Source organism: Pseudomonas sp. MWU16-30316 (assembly GCF_020515645.1).
In the GTDB taxonomy this organism is placed as follows: domain Bacteria; phylum Pseudomonadota; class Gammaproteobacteria; order Pseudomonadales; family Pseudomonadaceae; genus Aquipseudomonas; species Aquipseudomonas cerasi.
The window spans coordinates 271,346-292,597 of record NZ_JAIZAZ010000005.1 but is presented as its reverse complement, the minus strand read 5'-3'; the positions used below and the strand labels follow the sequence as shown (position 1 = coordinate 292,597).

The 21,252-nt window shown below is 59.2% G+C and carries 17 protein-coding genes and 1 pseudogene; 11 read left to right on the top strand and 7 right to left on the bottom strand.

Annotated features, from left to right (window positions below):
- The first annotated feature begins 24 nt into the window (after positions 1 to 24).
- The 7 genes from LCH65_RS18045 (at position 25) to LCH65_RS18015 (ending at position 8,510) form a co-directional block, all read left to right on the top strand.
- Positions 25 to 693, top strand: a complete 669-nt coding sequence (locus tag LCH65_RS18045; RefSeq protein WP_005746429.1) for a DUF3313 domain-containing protein — start codon at positions 25 to 27, stop codon at positions 691 to 693.
- A gap of 533 nt (positions 694 to 1,226) precedes the next feature.
- Positions 1,227 to 3,677 (top strand): TonB-dependent receptor, encoded by a 2,451-nt coding sequence (locus tag LCH65_RS18040; protein WP_226439692.1) that lies wholly within the window; start codon positions 1,227 to 1,229, stop codon positions 3,675 to 3,677.
- 41 nt (positions 3,678 to 3,718) lie between these two features.
- Positions 3,719 to 4,693, top strand: coding sequence for an amino acid ABC transporter permease (locus tag LCH65_RS18035; RefSeq protein WP_058396060.1), 975 nt, complete (start codon positions 3,719 to 3,721; stop codon positions 4,691 to 4,693).
- Complete coding sequence (locus tag LCH65_RS18030; protein WP_004665212.1) at positions 4,686 to 5,471, top strand: amino acid ABC transporter ATP-binding protein; 786 nt, start codon at positions 4,686 to 4,688, stop codon at positions 5,469 to 5,471. The genes LCH65_RS18035 and LCH65_RS18030 overlap by 8 nt, the downstream gene beginning before the upstream one ends.
- Before the next feature lie 28 nt (positions 5,472 to 5,499).
- Complete coding sequence (locus tag LCH65_RS18025) at positions 5,500 to 6,429, top strand: ABC transporter substrate-binding protein (RefSeq protein ID WP_058396059.1); 930 nt, start codon at positions 5,500 to 5,502, stop codon at positions 6,427 to 6,429.
- 22 nt (positions 6,430 to 6,451) lie between these two features.
- Positions 6,452 to 8,035, top strand: a complete 1,584-nt coding sequence (locus LCH65_RS18020) for an FAD-dependent oxidoreductase (RefSeq protein WP_058417376.1) — start codon at positions 6,452 to 6,454, stop codon at positions 8,033 to 8,035.
- A gap of 40 nt (positions 8,036 to 8,075) precedes the next feature.
- Positions 8,076 to 8,510 carry a RidA family protein gene (locus tag LCH65_RS18015; RefSeq protein WP_004665218.1) on the top strand — a complete coding sequence of 145 codons (435 nt, stop codon included), beginning with the start codon at positions 8,076 to 8,078 and terminating at the stop codon, positions 8,508 to 8,510.
- A 45-nt stretch (positions 8,511 to 8,555) separates the two neighbouring features.
- Here the strand turns inward: LCH65_RS18015 and LCH65_RS18010 are convergent, their stop codons facing one another.
- The 6 genes from LCH65_RS18010 to xylA form a co-directional block, all read right to left on the bottom strand.
- On the bottom strand, positions 8,556 to 9,827 hold the full coding sequence (locus tag LCH65_RS18010; protein ID WP_226439691.1) for a type III effector: 1,272 nt from the start codon (positions 9,825 to 9,827) through the stop codon (positions 8,556 to 8,558).
- 11 nt (positions 9,828 to 9,838) lie between these two features.
- Positions 9,839 to 10,231, bottom strand: coding sequence for a CesT family type III secretion system chaperone (locus LCH65_RS18005; RefSeq protein WP_226439690.1), 393 nt, complete (start codon positions 10,229 to 10,231; stop codon positions 9,839 to 9,841).
- A 143-nt stretch (positions 10,232 to 10,374) separates the two neighbouring features.
- Positions 10,375 to 11,511: a sugar ABC transporter permease gene (locus LCH65_RS18000; RefSeq protein ID WP_046719331.1), complete on the bottom strand. Its 1,137-nt coding sequence runs from the start codon at positions 11,509 to 11,511 to the stop codon at positions 10,375 to 10,377.
- Entirely contained in the window at positions 11,512 to 13,068 is a 1,557-nt protein-coding gene (gene xylG / locus LCH65_RS17995; RefSeq protein WP_058396055.1) for a D-xylose ABC transporter ATP-binding protein, read from the bottom strand.
- Positions 13,069 to 13,170: 102 nt separating this feature from the next.
- Positions 13,171 to 14,175, bottom strand: a complete 1,005-nt coding sequence (xylF, locus tag LCH65_RS17990; RefSeq protein WP_003364306.1) for a D-xylose ABC transporter substrate-binding protein — start codon at positions 14,173 to 14,175, stop codon at positions 13,171 to 13,173.
- 133 nt (positions 14,176 to 14,308) lie between these two features.
- Positions 14,309 to 15,625, bottom strand: coding sequence for a xylose isomerase (gene xylA / locus LCH65_RS17985; protein WP_003435505.1), 1,317 nt, complete (start codon positions 15,623 to 15,625; stop codon positions 14,309 to 14,311).
- A gap of 169 nt (positions 15,626 to 15,794) precedes the next feature.
- On the opposite strand from xylA, the gene LCH65_RS17980 reads away from it, so the two are divergent.
- Both LCH65_RS17980 and LCH65_RS17975 read left to right on the top strand, forming a co-directional pair.
- Entirely contained in the window at positions 15,795 to 16,982 is a 1,188-nt protein-coding gene (locus LCH65_RS17980) for a XylR family transcriptional regulator (protein WP_003364299.1), read from the top strand.
- A 178-nt stretch (positions 16,983 to 17,160) separates the two neighbouring features.
- On the top strand, positions 17,161 to 17,631 hold the full coding sequence (locus LCH65_RS17975) for a DUF3237 family protein (protein WP_226439715.1): 471 nt from the start codon (positions 17,161 to 17,163) through the stop codon (positions 17,629 to 17,631).
- A 98-nt stretch (positions 17,632 to 17,729) separates the two neighbouring features.
- On the opposite strand, the gene LCH65_RS17970 is transcribed toward LCH65_RS17975, so the two are convergent.
- Entirely contained in the window at positions 17,730 to 18,158 is a 429-nt protein-coding gene (locus LCH65_RS17970; RefSeq protein ID WP_003364296.1) for a VirK family protein, read from the bottom strand.
- A 208-nt stretch (positions 18,159 to 18,366) separates the two neighbouring features.
- Here LCH65_RS17970 and LCH65_RS17965 point away from each other — a divergent pair, with 208 nt between their 5' ends.
- Together LCH65_RS17965 and LCH65_RS17960 are read left to right on the top strand one after the other, a co-directional pair.
- The gene (locus LCH65_RS17965) at positions 18,367 to 19,995 is read left to right on the top strand and encodes a methyl-accepting chemotaxis protein (protein WP_187809530.1); all 1,629 of its coding nucleotides are present in this window, start codon (positions 18,367 to 18,369) and stop codon (positions 19,993 to 19,995) included.
- Between the two features lie 243 nt (positions 19,996 to 20,238).
- Positions 20,239 to 21,242 (top strand): annotated as a pseudogene (locus LCH65_RS17960) (sugar ABC transporter substrate-binding protein).
- Positions 21,243 to 21,252: the final 10 nt, after the last annotated feature.

Sequence of the window (21,252 nt, the reverse complement as noted above, 5' to 3'; positions counted from 1 at the left end):
CCTGATCACGCTGGAGAGTTCTGCATGCACTACGTTAAAAACATGAAGTTGGCCGGGCTGTTGTTATTGGTTTTTCTGGTCACGGGGTGTGCCAGTCACGAGCCGTCGCCGTATTCAGGAATCGAGTCATCACTTGAAATGCGGCCCAACAAACAGGACAGCTCGGGTCGTATTCCCTTCAAGTACTCGACGTCAGTCAACTGGAACCAATACGATAAAGTAATGCTTGAACCCGTGGTGATCTACTCGGGAGCTGATGCGCAATTTTCGGACCTGGAGCGCAACGAAAAGACCGTCCTGGCCAACGACATGACAGTCAGGTTCTCTGAAGCCCTGGGCAAGCATTTCCGGTTCACCGACACACCTTCACGCGGGACAATGCGCATTCGCCTCACCCTGACCGGGGCCGAGACCACTGTTACCGGGCTGTCTACATTCTCCCGATTCGATATCGGCATGGGGTCATATAACCTCGTTCAGGCCTCCAGAGACCGTGAAGGTACGTTTACCGGGTCCGTCAGCTATGCCGTCGAGATCTACGATGCGTCCACTTCGCAGCTTCTGGAGTCCTATGTCACTCGGCAATATCCAAAGGTTTATGACATAAGCTCGACCTTCGGGCGTTTGTCGGCGGCGCAGGCGGGTATTTCCAGAGGCGCGGATGAGCTGATTGAGTTGTTGCTCTCAAAGTAAAGCAGCCTTGGGAAGCCCGGCCTGATAATCGGGTCTCCCTGTCAGTCAGACACCTGAGAACTGAAAATGCTATTTGTGAATAATAAAATAAATATAAATCAAAAATAATAATATTAGCTTATGACCAAATAGAATTATATTTTCGAAATTGATTCCGTTATGTTTGGTTTCAACAGCCTACCCCTTACCTCGGATGGTACCAATCGTTATCAGGATTCTGCGCATCAGGCCGCCGTCGAGTGCGCCATGACCGAGGGATAAACCATTCCCCTCAAGCAGAATCGTTGGAAGGGAGTTCAACGTATGTTGCCTGTTCAATCCTGCCACTGGCTTTATTCCTCTCGCCCTGTTGTTGACAGGCGCTGCGCGTCACTTCTGCCGCCAACCGGCTTCTCACCCCACCGCTAGCTCATCGCGCAGGTTTTACCTGCACAGCCTGAAACGTGCGTACCGCGCTGTCCCTACGACAGCAGGAACGCCCGACTTTGCGATTTGCATGCATGGCTTCAATGACGGCCATGTCTGGAGTGAATATGAAGCAAGCTTTACACGGTGCCCGAGCCTCGACTGCCGTGCTGGGCTACTGCCCGCTGGCGTTGGCGATAGGGAGCGTTTTGCTGTCAGGGACGATTCAGGCCGAGGAAAAAACCTCTGAGGATGAGCGTCGTACCTTGTCCACCGTGGTGGTCACCGGTAATCGCGGTGCCGAGCAGCGCACCGTGACCAGCAGCCCGGTGCCGATCGATGTGGTCAGTGCCAAACAATTACAGAGTACTGGCAAGCCCGGCCTGATGGAGGCATTGAGCGCGGTCATCCCATCTCTGACACTGCCGGAAAAAACCGGTTGGGACGCCAGCGGCATTGCCCGTGCGCCCAACTTGCGTGGTTTGAGTGCCGCCGAGGTGCTGGTGTTGGTCAATGGCAAACGCCGCCATACCAGCGCGACTCTTAATATCAACGGCATCAACACCGGCGCTGCGCCGGCAGACCTCGATCTGATCCCGATCAGCGCCATTGATCATGTAGAAGTGCTGCGTGACGGTGCCGCGGCTCAATATGGCTCCGATGCCATTGCCGGGGTGATTAACGTCATCCTCAAGGCCGACACCAGCGGCACCTCGGTGACCAACGCCGGGCTCGGTTATGACGGCAAGAAGCAGACCGTGCAGCAAAGCCTCAATAAAGGCTTCGAGATTGGCGACGGCGGTATCGTGCAACTGGCGCTGGATGCCCGCAGCCAGAATGACGACAACAAGGCCAGCGCCAATGGCTACAGCTACGAACAAGCCTACGACCTGGCGGGCAAGTCCACGTATGGCGGTTACGGCACGCCGAAAACCAATCTGCTGACCCTGGGTTACAACGCCGAGCTGCCGATCGATGACAGTTTCAGTCTGTATTCCTTCACCACCTATTCGCGTCGCAAGGCCGAGCAGGGGCAGAATTTTCGCCTGCCGACCATCACCAACACGATCACCACCGGGCCCAATGGTTATCCTGCCGGATACACACCGACCTGGTACATCGACGAAGACGATTTTCAGGCTGCGTTTGGTGGCAAAGGCACGCTTGGTGAATGGGACTGGGATCTGTCCAGCACTTACGGGCGCAACGAGGCGGAGCAGGGCACCACGCATAACCAGAACCCGTCGCTGGGTGAGGCCACGCCCAACAGCTTCACATCAGGAGCGTGGATTTCCACCGAGCTGACCACCAATCTGGACTTCAAGCGCGGCTTTGACATCGGCCTGCAAAAGCCCCTCGACGTGTCCTACGGCCTTGAACATCGACGCGACACGTATGAGGTGCAGGCGGGCGACTATGAATCCTATGCCAACGGCGGTTACTGCATTGCACCGGGCAACTGTGCATCGTCAGGTGCGCAGGTCACCAACGGTATTTCGCCGGATGAAGAAAGCAGCGCCTCGCGCAACAGTGTCGCCAGTTATGTCGACGTAGGCTTCAACCCTGTGCCTGACTGGTATGTCGGCAGCGCACTGCGCTATGAACATTACAACCAAGGTGTGGGCGCGACCCGCAGCGGCAAGCTGACCACACGCTACGACTTCACCCCGCAGTTCGCCGTTCGCGCCACCGTCAGCAATGGCCTTCGTGCGCCATCCCTGGCCAACAGTCGGTTCAGTGCACGTTCGACCACTTACGGCGTGGTGGACGGCGTGTATCAGTCGATCAATTACGGCGTATTGCCGACCGGCTCGGGTGCCGCCAGAGCGTTGGGTGCCGAGGACCTCAAGCCGGAGCGCTCCACCAATTTCAGCCTCGGTTTCACCCTGACGCCTACCGATCAGTTGACCCTGACCGCCGATGCCTACGTGATCAATCTGCGTGACCGCATCACCCTGACCGGCACCCTGCTGGGTGATGAAGTCACTCAGGTGCTGCTCAACAACGGCATCGATTCGACGTCGGGCGGCCAGTATTTCATCAACGGTGCCGACACCCGCACCAAGGGGCTGGATCTGGTCAGCAACTACCGCCAGGACCTTGGGCAGTACGGGTCAGTGAAGTGGACAGCGGCGTTCAACTGGAATCAGACAAAGATCCTCAGCTACAAGGAATCCACCTCGATCCTCGGTACTTCCTATGAGCTGATGGACCGCGAGGCCCGCAATCTGATTACTGGCGTGCAGCCGCATACCAAACTGATTCTAGGCGGCGACTGGAGCATCGAGCGCTTCAACCTGAACCTGGCGCTGACCCGTTACGGTTCCTACAAAGAGGTCAATTCCTCAGCCAATCGCGATCTGGATCGGGTGTACAGCGCCAAGTGGATCACCGATCTGGACCTCGGCTACAACCTCAGCAAAAACCTCAACGTTGCCATCGGCGCAAAGAACCTGTTCGACATCTATCCAAAGAAACAGGGGGTTCCCAGCAGCACCATGGTCAGCAGTTACGGCACCTATTCGCCCTACGGTTTTACCGGCGGTTACTACTACACCCGGCTGACTTACGCCTTCTAAGGCCAGCACCTGAAAACCCCCATTGAGTGCGAGGAACAAGCATGCCCACTGTCGCCAAACCCTATGACTTCATCGACGAGACCAGCCGTTACCCGCTGCGCCAGAGCCGGGTAGCACAACCACCGATCAAGGCGTTGCAAGTAGTACCCGCCCGGCATCCCGGTCGCTGGGTGGGGTCAATATTCGCTGCACTGGTGCTGGTCGCCATCGTGCATTCGCTGGCGACCAATCCGCGCTGGGAGTGGGGCGTGTTCGGGCAATGGTTCTTCTCGCCGTCAGTGCTGCGCGGCCTGGCCCAGACGTTGCTGCTGACACTGCTCAGCACCGTGTTCAGCATCATTCTCGGCACGGCGCTGGCGCTGGCACGCCTGTCGGGCTCACCGCTGCTGGCGGCGCTGGCCTGGGGCTACATCTGGTTTTTCCGCTCGATGCCGGCGCTGCTGGTGTTGATCATTCTCTACAACTTCGCCTACCTGTACGACCACATCGTACTGGGTGTGCCGTTTACCGATCTGGTCTTCGCCGAATGGTCGACGGTCGACGTGCTCAGTCAATTCACCGTGGCGGTCCTGGGCTTGAGCCTGATGCAGGCGGCGTATACCGCAGAAATCATTCGTGGCGGGCTGATCGGTGTCGATGCTGGCCAGCATGAAGCCGCTGCAGCCCTTGGCTTGCCGGCTTCGCGTCGGGTTTTCCGCATCATTCTGCCCCAGGCACTGCGCTCGATCCTGCCTTCGGGCTTCAACGAAATCATCGGCCTGGTCAAAGGCACTTCCATTGTTTATGTGCTGGCCTTGCCAGAGCTGTTTTACACCGTGCAGGTCATCTACAACCGTACCCAGGCGGTGATTCCGCTGCTGATTGTTGCCACTGTCTGGTACCTGATCATCACCACGCTGTTGACCAGCGCGCAGTACTACGTCGAGCGACACTTTGCTCGTGGCACGGCGCGTGTTTTGCCGCCCACGCCCTTGCAGCGAGTGCGCGGCTGGTTGAAGGAGAAGCATTATGAGTGAAGCCTCTGCACCCGTGCGCGCAGGGCGCATTCAGATCCAGGGCGTGGGCAAACGCTTTGGCAGCCAGCAGGTGCTCAAGGACATTGACCTGAGCATTGAACCGGGCAAGGTCACGGTGATTCTCGGGCCGTCCGGCTCGGGCAAGTCCACGCTGTTGCGCACCATCAACCACCTGGAAAAGATCGACAGCGGTTACATCACCATCGACGGCGACTACGTTGGTTATCGGCGCAAGGGTGATCTGCTCTATGAGCTCAAAGAGCGTGAAATCCTCAAGCGGCGCATCGAAGTCGGCTTCGTGTTTCAGAATTTCAACCTGTTCCCGCACCTCACCGCCTGGGAAAACATTGCTGAAGCACCATTGGCCCATAAACGCTGGAGCAAGGCCGAGGCGCAGGCAAGAGCAGGTGAATTGCTGGCCAGGGTTGGCCTGGCAGACAAGGTGGACGCTTACCCACGCCAGCTTTCCGGGGGCCAGCAACAGCGCGTCGCCATTGCCCGTGCGTTGGCGCTGGACCCCAAGGTGCTGCTGTTTGATGAACCTACCTCAGCCCTCGACCCCGAGCTGGTCGGCGAGGTGCTGGATGTCATCAAAGGGCTCACGCAACTGGGTGTCACGCTGGTGGTAGTGACCCACGAGATCGGTTTTGCCCGGGAAGTGGCGGATCACGTGGTGTTTCTGTGCGATGGCCAGTTGATTGAGCAAGGGCCGCCGGAACAGGTTTTCCACCATCCCCGACACCCTCGCACCGCTGCCTTTCTCGGCAAGGTGCTGTGAATTTCCCGCTTTCAAGGAGTGATTGCTGATGCTAGTGAATACCGCCCGCGTAGCCCTGCTGACGATAGCCGTCAGCGTGGCGCAAAGTGCTTTTGCTTCCACCGCGCAACCGGTCGACCTCAGTCCTGACCGGCAACGCATTCATGTACCGCGTAACGAAGCGGCCATTGCGCAGATCCCGACGGGCTTCAAGTTTGCCCAGCCAGGCAAGTTCACCGTGGCCGTCTCCGGTGTGGCGGGGCCGCCCCTGGCACTGCTGGCCAATGATGACAAGACCACCATCGGCAGCGAGGCCGACACCGCGCAACTGGTGGCGGACAGCCTGGGCCTGCAATTGAACGTGGTGCAGACCAGTTGGGAGGACTGGCCGCTGGGCGTCAGTTCGGGCAAATACGACGCAGTCATCAGTAACGTCACTGTGACCGAAGCGCGAAAGAAACGCTTCGATTTCGCCACCTACCGCCAGGATGTCCTGGGCTTCTATGTCAAGACCAACAGCAAAATCAGCGAGATAAAACAGGCGTCGGACATCGCGGGGCTGAAGATCATCGTCGGCTCCGGCACCAATCAGGAAAAGGTCCTGTTGGCGTGGAACGAGGCTAACGAAAAGGCAGGTATCAAGCCTGCGCTGTTGCAGTATTTCGATGATCAGGCGGCTGCGCAGCTTGCCATTCAGTCGGGGCGCAGTGATGCGCTGTTCGGGCCCAATTCGGTGTATGCCTACTCGGCCGCCATCACCGGAGGCATCAAGCGGGTCGGCACGGTTAACGGCGGCTGGCCATTGCAGGCTGATATCGCAGTCACCACGCGCAAGGACAACGGTCTGGTCAAACCGATTCATACCGCCCTTGAAGGCGCGATTGCCGGCGGGCAGTACGAGCAGGTGTTGCAGCGCTGGGGCCTGGATGTGGAGCGCGTCGACAAGTCGCTGATCAACCCGCCCGGCTTACCGGATTGAGGACTTCAAGGGAGCAAATGACATGGGACTGACACGACGTGAAGCACTTTCCAGCATTGCTGCGGTAGGTGGCGAAAAAGCCGTCAAGGACGCGCTTGCGGTACTGGGGCTGGGGCCTTCATCACACCGGCGGCCAAAACCTCTGAAACTCGGAAGCGGGCTGGGGCAGGGCACTCGCGTACTGGTGCTGGGTGCCGGAATCGCCGGGCTGGTGACTGCGCTGGAATTGACGCGGGCAGGGTTTACCGTGCAAGTGCTGGAGGCCCGTGATCGAGTGGGCGGCCGCAACTGGACGTTGCGCAGCGGCGATCAGGTGGACTACAAGGACGGTCGCACGCAGACCGTGGGCTTTGATCCCGGGCTGTATTTCAATGCCGGGCCAGCGCGGATTCCCAGCCAGCACCGCACGCTGCTCGACTATTGCAGCGAGCTGGGGGTGCCGCTTGAAGTGCTGGTCAACAGCAGCCATGGCGCTCAGGTCCGCCCGGACCTGCAACAGCCCGCGTTCACTGTCGGCCAGGCTATCAACGACGCCCGCGGCCACCTCTCGGGTCTACTGGCCACGGCGGTGCAGCGCGATGCTCTGGACGATGTGTTGAGCGGCGAAGAGCGTCAGCGCCTGTTAGCGTTTTTGCAGGTGTATGGCGACCTCTCGCAGGAACTGGCTTATGAGGGCAGCCTGCGTTCCGGACATCAGGAGTCGCTCTCGCATCCGGGGGCATTGCCGACCAGTGCGCAGCCGGTAGGGCTGGAGCGCCTGCTGCATCCCGAGCTGTGGGGCGCGCTGCTGCACACTGAGTTTCCCGAGTTCTCGGCGACCATGTTTCAGCCGGTCGGCGGTATGGACCGCATCACCGACGCCTTTTACCAGCGCCTCACCGAACAGGTGCAACTGGGCGCGCAGGTGCGCCAGATTCGTCAACTGGAAGACGGTGTGGCGGTCACCTATCACGACAGACACAGTGGCCGTGAACAGGTAGTACGCGCCGATTATCTGGTGTCGACCCTGCCGTTGCCGTTGCTGGCCAGGCTGGATACCGACTTCAGTAATCCGGTAAAGGCTGCTTTGCTGAGCACCCGCAACGATCAGGCGACCAAGGTGGCGTGGCAATCCCCGCGCTTCTGGGAAACCGATTACCGCACCTATGGCGGGTTGTCCTGGATCGACCATCCGGCGCGCCTGCTGTGGTACCCGAGCAATGACTTGAACACCCGCGATGGCCTGCTCGTCGCCGGTTACGTGACCGGGGAGGGTGCCGACGTGTTCGGCGCGAAACCGTTCGAGGCGCAATACGCAGCCTCCAGAGAGGCGGTCGAACTGCTGCATCCCGGTTACTCGTATCACTTGCGTAACCCCTTGGCCGTGTCCTGGGAGCAGATTCCTTACAGCGAAGGCCCGTGGCTGCAACGCGAACATTTCCCGGCCGACGCCAGCGCCTTGCTGGATGAACCTCATGGCCGGGTTTACTTCGCTGGCGACGGGCTGGTGCAGAGCGGCGTGGGTATCTGGCAGGAATCAGCCGCCAATTCGGCGCGCCATGTGGTCGGGCAACTGGCCGAGCGGGTTATCCAGCAACGACAGACGGCGGCCCTCACGGCGTCCTGAGCCTTTATTGCAGCATCAACATCCATTGAGGAGTGACACCATGAGCGACAGCATTCAACGTACCAGCGTCGGCGATTTTCCAATCTCGCAAACCGTGACCGTGCCTGCCTCGGCCAGCCTGGTGTTCATCAGCGGCACCCTGCCTGACCTCGCTGACCCACACGCCGCGGCGGGTACGCCTGCCGCATACGGGAATACTGAGGTCCAGACTGTTTCGGTGTTCAACAAACTGCGCAATATCCTCCGGCAACAGGACCTTGATCTGGGCGATATCGTGCAGTTGCGGGTGTTTCTGGTGGGGGCCGAGGAAACCGGCGGAAAGCTTGACTTTGCAGGCCTGCAGGCCGGTTACACGCAGTTTTTCGGCACCCCCGAGCAACCCTTGAAACCTGCGCGCACCGCTTTGCAGGTAGTGGCGCTGCCGTTGCCCGGTGCGCTGATCGAAGTGGAAGCGGTAGCGGCCAGGCAGGCTTGAGCACCTTTCCTTCCCGGTAGCCTTTAAAGCGAGGGCTTCGATGGGTCAGCCTTTATCGGGCACAACGTTTTCCCAGTGCATCAGTAGATCTTCGCGCAGCATGCCCAATGCCTGTCGTTGGGTCTTCAGGTCTGGTGAGAAAAATGCCGCATCAAATATGATGCCCATTCGCTCCTGGCTCTGCTCTGCTTGTAATTGCGCCTTTTTCGCCTGCTCGGGTTGCATGTCCGAGAAACTGAACACCGGGAGCATATTGCGTGACCAGCTCTCGGGCAAAGGCTGGCCGCTGGCGAGCAAGGCACCTGCATAACACTCAGCCAATTGCTGCGAGCCGCGCATCATTCCGGCTCTGTACAACTCCTGCTCGGTGCGGCTTGACGCAAGCCGGGGATAGATCTGGGCAGCGGCTTTGGCGACTTCACTGATGGCGTCATCGTCGCCGCCGAAGAACGCTTTCAGCAGCGTATCTTCGCCGACAGCACCTTCAATACGTTTCGCCGCAGCGGGCCATGAGTCTCCTGTGGCCAGTTTGAAACCGTGATAGGGGTCTTTGGCCAGAGGGATAGGCAAGAGGCGTTTCGGCGTGGGTAGTTTTTCCGTCAGATGAGTGGTCAGGCCTTCGTTCAAGGCTTTCCAGTGCCGATGATCAATGTGACGACCCCTGAACTCCGGGTGGGTGTAACAGTGTATGAACTCGTGCCCTGCGATCTCGGCCGGGTGACTTTCAAGTGCAATGTTGGGGTTCAGCTTCACCTGACGGGTTTTAACGTTCCACTGACCTGCGACGCCAGGGGGAATGTCGTGAGTGACGTCTGCCTTTGCTTTGAAACAGTTACTGTCTTTGGGAATGTAGGCGCCGTAACGCTCCAGAACCGTTCTGTTTCCCTGATCCAGATCGTTCTGAGAAGAGCGATGCTTTAAACTCATGGCCGCCCATATACTGCCTCCAGGATCTTTTGCAAAATCATCCGGATGCCTTGTCAATCGACATCCTGTCGAGAGCGCAAGGGTTCCTACCATCAGTTTCACAAAAAGCCTGACTGGATCAATCCCCGGCTCTCGCCGAGCGCGTGCAGCTCCGTTGTTGTCTGCAGCCGCGCTGCCTGAGTTTTCCTGAGCCGCCTGCGGTTCTCCACCTGACGATGTGCCGGACGCTCGTAGGCGTAACGACGATGGCGCGTCCATCGGTGGCAGTGGTCGCTGACCTTGCGCTGCATCCAGTCGCATTGGCGTGGGGCTTGTGGGGCCCTCGACGGCATGGGAAGCAGCGGCTTGTGCGGTAGGGGCAATCCCGTTCAACGTCGGCTTGTTCAACATGGGCTCTGTCCTCAGCGGTAACGCAGGCGCTGCGCGGTGTTACGCAACTCCTGCGTTGTTTCGGCAAAGTTAGCCAGCAGATTTTCGAATCGGGTCTTGTCCAGTGCGAGAAAGTCATGCTCGTAGGAATACACCAACGTGTTCTCGTCCGGGTTGATGGTCAACGCGCCGCGTCGTAGCCGCAGGCCCGGAAAAGCATGGGCAAGCAGCTTGCGCAAGAGGATGTCGTCCTGAGGGTCGGCACGCAGATCGATGATCTCGGCCAACATCGTGAGGCTATCGCCGTTCACATGCAGCGTGAGGTTCATTCCTTCCTGCCACTGTACGGCCTGTGTCGCAGAATTTCCGTTGGCCGCCTGACCACGCCTATCAAGCAGCTTTTGCAGAGTGGAGGATGAGTTCATTGCCAGTATCCGTAGAAAACCATATCGACGGTGAGTGGCCGGAACGCACGCTGTGGTTCCCGGTATCTCGATTAACCTGTGGGACCTGTCGAGACCGGCAACTCCAGAATAAAGTGGTCAGCACAACCTCTGACTTCTGCGAATCACCGCCGTCCGGCCCGTGTGCTCACGTCCACCCACACCGCCAGCACGAGGATGCCGCCCTTGACGATCATCTGCCAGTAACTGTCGACGTCGAGCATGGACATGCCGTTATCGAGACTGGTGATCACCAATGCGCCGAGCAGCGCACCGTAAACAGTGCCTGAACCGCCACGCATGGACGTGCCGCCGATGAAGCATGCGGCGATGGCGTCGAGTTCGCCCATGTTGCCGGCCGAGGGGGAGCCGGCGGCCAGGCGTGCGGTGTTGACCAGCCCGGCGAACGCGCACATCACGCCCATGATGCCGAAGATCCACAGCTTCACGGCCTGTACGTTGATGCCGGACAGGCGCGTGGCTTCCATGTTGCTGCCGACGGCGTAGACCCGGCGTCCGAAGACCGTCTGGCTGGTGACGTAGCTGAACACGCCGAGCAGGACCAGCAACAGCAATACCGGAACGGGGATTCCGTCGTAGCTGTTGAGCACATAGACAAAGCCGCCCAGCACGGCGCCGATCAGCAATACACGTAACACATCACGAATCAGCGAATGTGCCGCCAGCCCGTGCAGCGCTCTGTTGCGCCGCTGTTTCCAGGTCAGGAACAGCGTCAATGCGAGCAACAGAATGCCGAGCCCGGTGCCGACCGCGTGCGGCAGATAGCCCTGGCCGATATAGACCAGCGACGGCGACACCGGGGCGATGGTCGTGCCGCCGGTGATTCCCAGCAGGACGCCACGAAACGCCAGCATGCCACCCAGCCCGACAATGAACGAGGGGATCCGCAGGTAGGCAGTCATGTAGCCATTGGCGAGGCCGATCATCAGGCCGCACAAGGCCACCACGCTCAGGTTCGCCAGCAGCGGAACGTGGTAAACCACATCCAGAATCGCCGCCAGGCCACCGAGCAGGCCAAGCAATGAGCCCACCGACAGGTCAATCTCACCGCTGATGATCACCAGCACCATGCCGCAGGCCAGAATCCCGGTAATGGACATCTGTCGCAGCAGGTTGGACAAGTTGCGCGGGGTGAGGAAGCCGCCCTCGGTCTGCCAACTGAAGAACAGCCAGATAACGGCAATGGCAATCACCAGCGCGAGCATTTTGTAGCGGGTAAAGAACTGTTTGACCTGGTTCATCTACGCAGTCTTCCGGGCATTATTGTGAGGGGCATCGGAGTGGCTGAGTGCAGCGGCGAGCACCTGCTCCTGAGTCAGTTCATGGTTGATGAAGTCGCCGCGTAACTGGCCTTCGCCAATCACCAGTACACGGTCGGACACGCCCAGCACTTCGGCCAGCTCCGAAGACACCATGATGATCGATACACCCTCGGCTGCCAGCGCACCCATCAGCTTGTAAATCTCGTACTTGGCACCGACATCGACGCCGCGGGTGGGCTCGTCGAGAATCAGAACGCGCGGGCGGGTCAGCAGCATCTTCGCCAGCACGGCTTTCTGCTGATTGCCGCCTGACAGGCTGGTGATCGGCAAAAACGGGCTGGCCGTCTTGAGGTGCATGCGCGAGATTTCCCGGTCGATACTGCCCAGCTCGGCTTCAGCGTCGATGCGGGTCATGTTCGAGTAGCTGTCGAGGACCGCGAGGGTGATGTTCTGACCGACACCCAGGTCCGGAATGATGCCCTGGCGCTTGCGGTCTTCGGGGACCATGCACAGGCCGGCGCGGATCGATTTGAGCGGCGTGCGCGTGTCGATCATCTGGCCATCGAGCCACACTTCACCGCTGTATCGACCCGGGTAGGCGCCAAATAGGGCGGATACCAGTTCAGTGCGGCCCGCGCCCACCAGCCCGGCGATGCCGAGGATCTCCCCGCGCCTGAGGCTAAACGACACGTCGTCGACCCGCTTGCGCTTGGGGTTATCGACGTCATGGCAGGTGATATGCCGCGCTTCGAAAATCACCTCGCCGACATCATGGGGCTCGGTGGGATAGAGGTTGCTCATTTCGCGTCCGACCATCTGGGTGATGATCTTCGGAATGTCCATGTCCGCCATTGCGGTGGTTGCGATGTGTTTGCCGTCGCGGATGACTGAAATGGTGTCGCACACGGCGGCCACTTCATCGAGTTTGTGCGAGATGTACACGCACGCGACCCCTTTGGCCTTCAGGTCACGAATGATGTCCAGCAGCACCTCGATTTCGGAACGGGTCAGGGCCGAGGAAGGCTCGTCGAGAATCAGCAGGCGCGCCTTCTTGTTCAGCGCCTTGGCGATTTCCACCAGTTGCTGGTAGCCGCCGCCATACTGGGAAACCGGCAGCGCCACGTTCATGTCAGGCACTTTGAGTTCACGCATCAGCGACTCGGCGCGGTGGATCATGGCCGGATAATTCATGCGCCCGCCGGGAAGCGTCAGCTCGTGACCCATGAAGATGTTTTCGGCCACCGACAGGTCCGGGACCAGCGTCAGCTCCTGATGGATGATGACGATCCCGGCCGCTTCCGTTTCGCTGATCGATTGTGCCTTGAGCGGTTGGCCGTCCCACAGGATCTCGCCCTCCCAGGTGCCGTGGGGATAGACCGCCGACAGGACTTTCATCAATGTCGACTTGCCCGCGCCGTTCTCGCCGCACAGGCCGACGCATTCGCCGGGCTTCACTGTTATATCAATGCCGTTGAGCGCTTTTACACCGCCGAAGGATTTGACGATGCCGTTCATTTGCAACAGGTAGTCAGACATGGCGCAGGGCTCTACGAAGGTGTGATGGCTTGGCCTGAGCGGCGACCCTGCCTAACTGCAGGGTCGTGCTCTGGCTTTCAGCGACGTATCAACGATCGAGGCTCATTGCCCGTCAATCTGCGCCTTGGTGTAGAACCCGTCTTTCTCCAGCAGGTCGATGTTGTCCTTGGTCAGCAAGGTCGGGGTCAGCAGCATGGTGTCGACCTTCTTCATGCCATTGTCCGACTGCGAGTCAAACTTCGGTTTCTCATCGTTGCGCACCAGTTGCACGGAGAGCTTGGCGGCTTCCGTGGCAATCAGTTTCAGCGGCTTGTAGACGGTCATGGTCTGCGTGCCATCGATGACCCGTTTGACCGCCGCGAGGTCCGCATCCTGGCCCGAGATAGGGACTTTGCCGGCCAGTTTCTGTGCGGCGAGGGCCTGAATCGCGCCGCCGGCAGTCGCGTCGTTGGAGGCGACGATGCCGTCAATCTTGTTGTTATTGCGGGTCAGGGCATTTTCAACAATGCTCAGGGCTTCGGTAGGGTTCCACTCCTTTACCCACTGCTGGCCGACGATCTTGATGTCACCTCTGTCGATAGCCGGTTGCAGCGCTTTCATCTGGCCTTCGCGCAGAATCTTGGCGTTGTTATCGGTGGGCGCGCCGCCGAGCAGGAAGTAATTGCCCTTGGGCGCTGCTTTCAGCACGCCGTTGGCCTGCATCTCGCCGACCTTTTCGTTATCGAAGGAGATGTACGCATCGATATCGGCATTGAGGATCAGCCGGTCATACGACACCACCTTGATCCCGGCCTTTTTGGCTTCGGCAACGGCGTTGGTGAGCACGGTGGCGTTGAACGGCACGATGACGATCACATCGACGCCGCGAGAGATGAGGTTTTCTATCTGCGAGATCTGTTTCTGTTCATTGGCATCCGCCGATTGCACGAAGACCTTGGCGTCCAGCTTTTCCGCCGCAGCAACGAAGTAATCACGGTCGCGTGACCAGCGTTCCAGGCGCAGGTCATCAATGGAAAAACCTATTTTCGGGTGCGCAGAGTCGGCCATGACCGGCAGGGACAGCAAGGCCAGCGCGCTGGCGAGCAGCGTACGTTTGAGGGTGTTCATAGGGTGCGTCCTTTTATTGTTGTTTGAGACACTTCTTGACTGAGGGTGATACCGATAGAACTGTAGAGCGTTGCCGGACGTCGCGTATGAAGATTTGTCGCCTGAATGTCACGGCGACGTCCAGCTACGCCGGTCAGGTGTAGATAAAGCGATTGACCACACCTTCGAGCAGTTCCTGGCGGCCACTGACGGCCTGCGGGTTCAACTCGTTGGCGAAGGCGTGTTCGGCGAGCGATGCAAGGCTGAACTCGCCCGCCAGTACCGATTGTCCGAAAGGCTGCTGCCAGCCGGCGTAGCGCTGATCCTTGAAGTGCTGGAGTTTATCGTTCTGCACCATGGCGGCGGCACGCTCCAGCGCCAGGGCAAGGACATCCATCGCGGCGACGTGGCCGTGGAACAGATCGATATCGTCGAGGCTCTGGCGACGCACCTTGGAGTCGAAATTGAAACCGCCATTGGTGAAGCCGCCAGCCTTGAGGATCTCGTAGGTGGCGAGGGTCATCTCTTCGACGCTGTTGGGGAACTGGTCCGTGTCCCACCCGTTCTGTGGGTCACCACGGTTGGCGTCGATGCTGCCGAAGATCCCCAGCGAGACCGCCGTGGCGATTTCGTGGTGGAAGCTGTGCCCGGCCAGCGTGGCGTGGTTGGCCTCGATATTGACCTTGATCTCGTTTTCCAGGCCGTACTGCTGCAGAAATCCGAACACCGTGGCGCTGTCGTAATCGTACTGATGCTTGGTCGGCTCCTGTGGCTTGGGCTCGATCAGCAAGTCACCCTTGAAACCGATCTTGTGCTTGTGTTCAACGACCATGCGCATGAAACGACCGAGTTGTTCGCGTTCACGCTTGAGGTCGGTATTGAGCAGGGTTTCGTAGCCTTCACGACCGCCCCACAATACGTAGTTGGACCCTTTGAGACGCTGGGTGGCATTCATCGCGCTGAACACCTGGGTCGCGGCGTAGGCAAACACTTCAGGGTCCGGGTTGCTGGCAGCGCCTGCGGCGAAACGCGGGTTGCTGAAGCAGTTGGCCGTGCCCCACAGCAGTTTTATGCCGCTCTGTTCCTGATGGCGCTCCAGGTGATCGACCATGTGCGCGAAGTTGTGGCGATATTCCTTCAGTGAGGCGCCTTCCGGTGCCACATCGGTGTCGTGGAAGCTGTAGTAATCGATGCCGAGCTTGGAGAAAAACTCGAACGCCGCTTCGGCCTTGCCGATGGCCAGTTCCATCGGATCACCGGAACCTTGCCATGGGCGCTTGAAGGTGCCGACACCGAACATGTCGGCACCCGGCCATACGAAGGTGTGCCAGTAACAGGCCGCCATGCGCAAATGCTCGCGCATGGGTTTGCCGAGGACCAGCCTGTCGGCGTCATAGTGGCGAAAGGCGAGGGGCGAGTCGCTGTCAGGGCCTTCATAGCGAACCCTGTCGACGTCGGGGAAGTACGGCATGAGCGTTTTCCTTATTGTTCTTGGCGGTGTCTGGATACTAGCAACGGCCCAGCGTGCGCTGATTATGAAAATCGCCAACGCACAGTGCGATTTTGAGTGTTGAGATTCGCCGGTCAGCGGCCTAGTCTTTGGCCAACGGCGTCGTGCTTATCGAATCGGCATAAAAACAATGAAAACCGTACCTCCCGTTCACCGTATTGCGCTGTTATTCAACGGCAGCAAGATTTATGACCGCGGTATCATCAGCGGCATCGGCAACTACCTCAGCAGCACCCGGGTGTCCTGGGACCTGTTTCTGGAGGAGGATTTCCTCTGTCGCCTGAAAGGCATCGAGCGCTGGCAGGGCGACGGGATCATTGCCGATTTTGATGACCCGCTGATCGGCGAGGCACTGGCCGGAATCAAATTGCCGGTGGTGGCAGTCGGTGGGTCCTATCAGGACGAACGCGCCTACCCGAAGGGCATTCCTTATGTGGCGACTGACAATCACGCCTTGATCAAGGCGGCCTATGAGCACCTGATCGAGGCCGGGCTGACACGCTTTGCCTGCTTCAGCCTGCCTGAAGCGCAAGCCAATCGTTGGGCCCAGGAGCGCGAGCAGGCCTTTCGCCGCTTGCTGCAACGCGACGGCCTGCACGCCGAGGTCTATCGTGGTCTGGGCACCAGCGCGCCGCTCTGGGACAGCGCCGTAGAACAACAGATCGCCTGGCTGCAAAGCCTGCCCAAGCCGATCGGCATCATCGCCGTGACCGATGCGCGCGCTCGTCAGCTATTGCAGGCCTGCCTGACCGCCGGAATCGCCGTTCCCGAACAGGTGGCACTGATCGGCATCGACAATGATCCTTTGACCAGAACCCTCACTCGCGTGCCTCTGAGCTCGGTCGTTCAAGGCACCGACACCATGGGTCGCACCGCTGCACGTCTGCTGCACCAGATGTTGCACGGCATGCCGTCCTCGGGCACACACATTCTGATACCGCCGGATACTGTCAACGTGCAGGCGTCGAGTCTGCATCAGCCTTTGGGTGACCCCTATGTCATGCAAGCGCTGCTGTTTATCCGGCAGTACGCGTGTCAAGGCATCAAGACTGCACAGGTAGCCGCCTACGTGGGCGTTTCGCGTTCGTCACTGGAGTCACACTTTCGCCGGGTAAGGGGCTGCAGCGTGCATGACGAGATTCTGCGTTTCAAACTGGCTGCCGCTGCAAACGGACTGGAAAACACCGGGCTGGCCATTGCCGAGATCGCCCGCGATTGCGGTTTTCGGTCTGCGCAATACCTGCACACTGTGTTTCGTCGCGAGTTCGGCTGCACGCCGCGAGAGTACCAGCAGGGTGGAGGTGCTGCGGCGTCATGAACGCTGAAGGCCTGGGCGGTGAGCGACAAGCTTTGAATGCATTCCTTCCTATACCCCTCATAACAGTACCAATCGGTTCGCTTAAGTTGACAGTTTCCAGGCGTCCGGGCTAAAACATACACCTTGGTGCAGTTATGAACGAATCATCAGTCTTCACATGCACGATGGGACGTAGGGGATAGAGACGATGCAGTTGCATGAAATATTGACCATTCACCTGCGTATCGATAAGCCGCAATTGCTTTGCGACCCTTCGAAGATGCAGCGCAGCAGCTGTGAAATACAGGGTGGAGAGTTTCGTGGCGAGCGATTGCAGGGGCAGGTACTTCCTGGAGGCAGCCTTTATCTGGTGCCCCAGGACGACGACCTTGCGCGTGTCAGCCTGTACTACACCTTGTTCACTGATCAAGGAGTGAATATAGAGGTAGTAGGCGAGGGGCTCCTGGCAGGGCATGAAACGGACCGGGCGCCTTTGACCGAATCGAGTTTTACGTGCAGCAAGCAGTTCAGCGTGCCTGCCGGTGCGCATGATCACTTGCAGCGGAATCTGTACGTCGGCAGGGTGAGCATCAAGCCGGGGGATGACAGCCTGCGTGTCAGCATTTTTCAGGTCAACGACCGGCAAGCAGACATTGAAAAAAACAGCTGACGTGAAGACGCGCAGCGAGCTTTAATTCTGACGGCGTGGGGCTGGTCTCTCCCTCACGCCGACCTCTTCCTGTTTATGCAGTCATGCGTTGAGCCAGCTCATCCGGCAAAAAAGCTTAGTCCCTTGCCGACCGCACACTCATAACTCACCGGAGTGCCCACCTGCTGATAACCAGGAACATTCAGTGTCGTCATGCTGAATGTGGCTGTGCCGTTCGAGCGTATCTGATAGCGAATGAATTGCTCGATGGGCTTGTTATCGCGATCGAGGCTGAAGTGAGTGTCCGAAAACGCCAGGGTGCCGTCGGGTGTGATGCGATAGGCATCGATGCGTTTGCCGCCTTTGGTTTTGGACGGCTCGGCGCCTGCGATCGAGGATTTGCATTGTCCCAGGTCGATCACCACGGCGACCGATTCTCCAGTGTTCAACGCCTGGGTGATGGCGGAGTAGGTGGGTAGCGCATCGCCTGCGTGAGCGAGGCCTGGCAGTGAAAGAGCAAACAGTGCGGCGGCGTAGCAAGGTTTCATGGCAGCTCCAGGAAGTCAGTCTGAAGGGTGAAAAGACCCGTCCATCTCGCGATTATCGAGCGTCGCGAAACCTACCATAAGCTTCGATTCGGGTGGGCCTTGATAATAGTGGCACCTCTCTGTTCGGAGCATCTTCATCCTTTTTCCTGTTCTGCCGATAGGAATGACGATACTCATTTATTTACCGGTCACGGGAAGGGGATTGAAGATGCTGAGACAGCTGAAAATAGCCGCGCGGACCTCCGCCTGCTTTGCTGTGATGGTGGTGCTGGTGTTCGGGCTTGGTATTTTCAGCATTCGGCAATTGCACGGTATTCGTGAGCAATCGCTTGAAATCGAAAACGACGCGCTTCCAGGGATTGCGCTGGGTGACGATATTGCCCTGGCGGTCGAGAAAACCCGCACCACCGTGGCCAAAATGCTTGCCACGCATGATCTTGCGCAGGTGGCTCAGGCTCACAACGAGTTTCTTGAAAGGAAGGCCGGTTTCCAAAAGGCCGTAGAGGCCTACGACCCGCTGATCACCGATGATAACGAGCGCGCGCTCTTCGAGGGGCTGAAGAGCACTTATCAGGGCTACATCGAGCGTGCCGAGAAGGTCTATACGCTGATCAACGAGAATCAGGCAGAGGCCGGAAGGGGGCTCGTCTGGGGCGAGATGAAGGCCATGGCGGAAAGTATCGAAGCCGCCCTTGGCAAGCTGGAAAAGATCAATGATGACTCCGAAGCCGAATCCAGCGCTGCAGCGACGTCGGTGTATGAAAACGCCCTGATCGTCACTCAGGGGGTTATGTTTCTGACGGTGTTGCTGACCGTATTGCTCGCCTGGCGCCTGACCAAAAGTCTGGCAGTGCCGATCAGTCAGGCGCTGCACAGCTCGGAAACCATTGCTGCGGGCGACCTGCGTCCCAGCGCAATCAACCGTGAGGGCACTGATGAAGCGGCCCTGTTGCTGCAATCGATGGAGCGCATGCGCGGCAATCTGAGCCAGACCCTGAGTCAGGTGGGCGATGCCGCTCACCAACTGGCGTCGGCCACGGAAGAAATGAGCGCCCTGATGGTCAACAGCAACGCCGACCTGGTGGTGCAGAACAGCGAAATCGAAATGGCGGCCACCGCGGTCACCGAGATGAGCCAGGCGGTCGATGAAGTCGCGCGTAATGCGGTGGCCACCTCGGAAGAATCCAAAGCCTCTTCGGTGTCGGCCCGCGAAGGTAAGGAAGAGCTCAATCAAACCGTCCAGTCGATCCTTGAGCTGACCCGCAATGTCGGCACCGCGTCGGTCGAGGCGCAGGCGCTGGCAACCCGCACGCTGGATATCACCAAGGTGCTGGATGTCATTCGCGCGGTGTCCGAGCAAACCAACCTGTTGGCCCTTAACGCTGCCATTGAAGCGGCACGCGCGGGTGATGCCGGACGGGGTTTTGCCGTGGTCGCCGACGAGGTACGCGCTCTGGCACACCGCACCAGCGAATCGACTCGCGAGATCGAAACCATGGTCGGGCACATCCAGCAGGGCACCAAAAGTACCCTGGTTGCGCTTGAAGTCAGTACCGATCAGGCGCAGCGCACCAAACAACAGGCCGAGTCGGCCAATGCTGTGCTGGCCAGCATCGCCAGTTCGGTCATGGTCATCGATGAGCGCAACACGGTAATCGCCAGCGCCTCTGAAGAACAAGCGCTGGTCGCGCGGGAAGTGGACCGCAACCTGGTGCGCATCCGTGACTTGTCGGCACAATCGGCGGTGCGCACCGGCCAGACCGGCAGCGCCAGCCAGTCGCTGGCCGAGCTGGCGAGTGATCTGACGATCACGCTGGGGCAGTTCAAGCTCAGATAACACGCTCCTGTAGCAGGCACGCTCCCGCATCGATTCGCTGTTGTACGGGCAACAGCGAACCGACAATGTGTTCGGCGTTTGCGCCGGTAAAACCGGCTACTGCGCACCCACACCATCCAGCGCAATGGCGCGAAAGCGCCTGCCGCCGGGCCTCGCGCCATAGCCAGTCGCAGCGCACGGCTTTGGGCATGACCTGTGCACTGCCGATCAGGATTGTTTTCCTGAGCCAGCGGAGCCACCCGAATGCCTGATGCCGTCCCGACCTTCAAGACAAACCGCCTGCATGCAATAGGGCGCACACTGTTGATGACCCTGTTGGCACCAGTCTCGTCGCAACTGCGTATGCCGAGGACAGCGACGTGCCTTCGCTGGCGGGCAAACGCATTGCGATCAGCATGACCGGCACCAGTCACTACTTCGATATCAAGGCCTTCCAGGCGCAGGTGGATGAGGTCAAGCGCCTGGGCGGCACGCCCATCACGCTCGATGCCGGTCGCAACGACAAGAACCTGGTCAATCAATTGCAGACCGTGGTCACGCAAAAGCCGGATGCAGTGATCCAGACCCTCGGCACCCTCAGTGTTATCGACCCTTGGCTCAAGCGCATCAGCAAGGCGGGGATTCCGCTGTTGACCATTGATGCGCCATCGCAATACAGCCTCAACAACACCACGTCCGACAACGTGGCCACGGGCAAGGCACTGGCCGGGCAACTGATCAAGGACGCAGGTGGCCAGGGTAATGTGCTGGTGTTCAATGGCTTTTATGGCGTGCCGGTCTGCGCCATTCGTTATGACCAGCTCAAGTTGGCACTCAAGGATCATCCGCAGCTGAAAATCATCGAGCCCGAGTTGCGCGATGTCATTCCCAACACGGTTCAGGACGCCTACTCGCAAGTCTCGGCGTTGCTCAACAAGTACCCCAAAGGCACTGTTTCGGCGATCTGGGCAGCTTGGGACATCCCGCAACTGGGCGCCAGCAAGGCACTGATCGATGCCGGCAGAACCGAAATCAAGACCTACGGCGTCGACGGCACACCGGAAGTGCTCGAGCTGATGCGCCGCGACGATTCGCCGATGGGCGCCGTGGTTGCCCAGCAGCCTGCACTGATCGGCAAGACTGCGGTGCAGAACGTCGCCCGCTACCTGGCCGGACAGCACGATCTGCCGAAGGAGACCCAGGTGCCAACCCTGCTGACGACGGTCGCCAACCTGCCTGACGTGCAAAAGCTCAGAGGCGATAACTGACGCGGGAGAT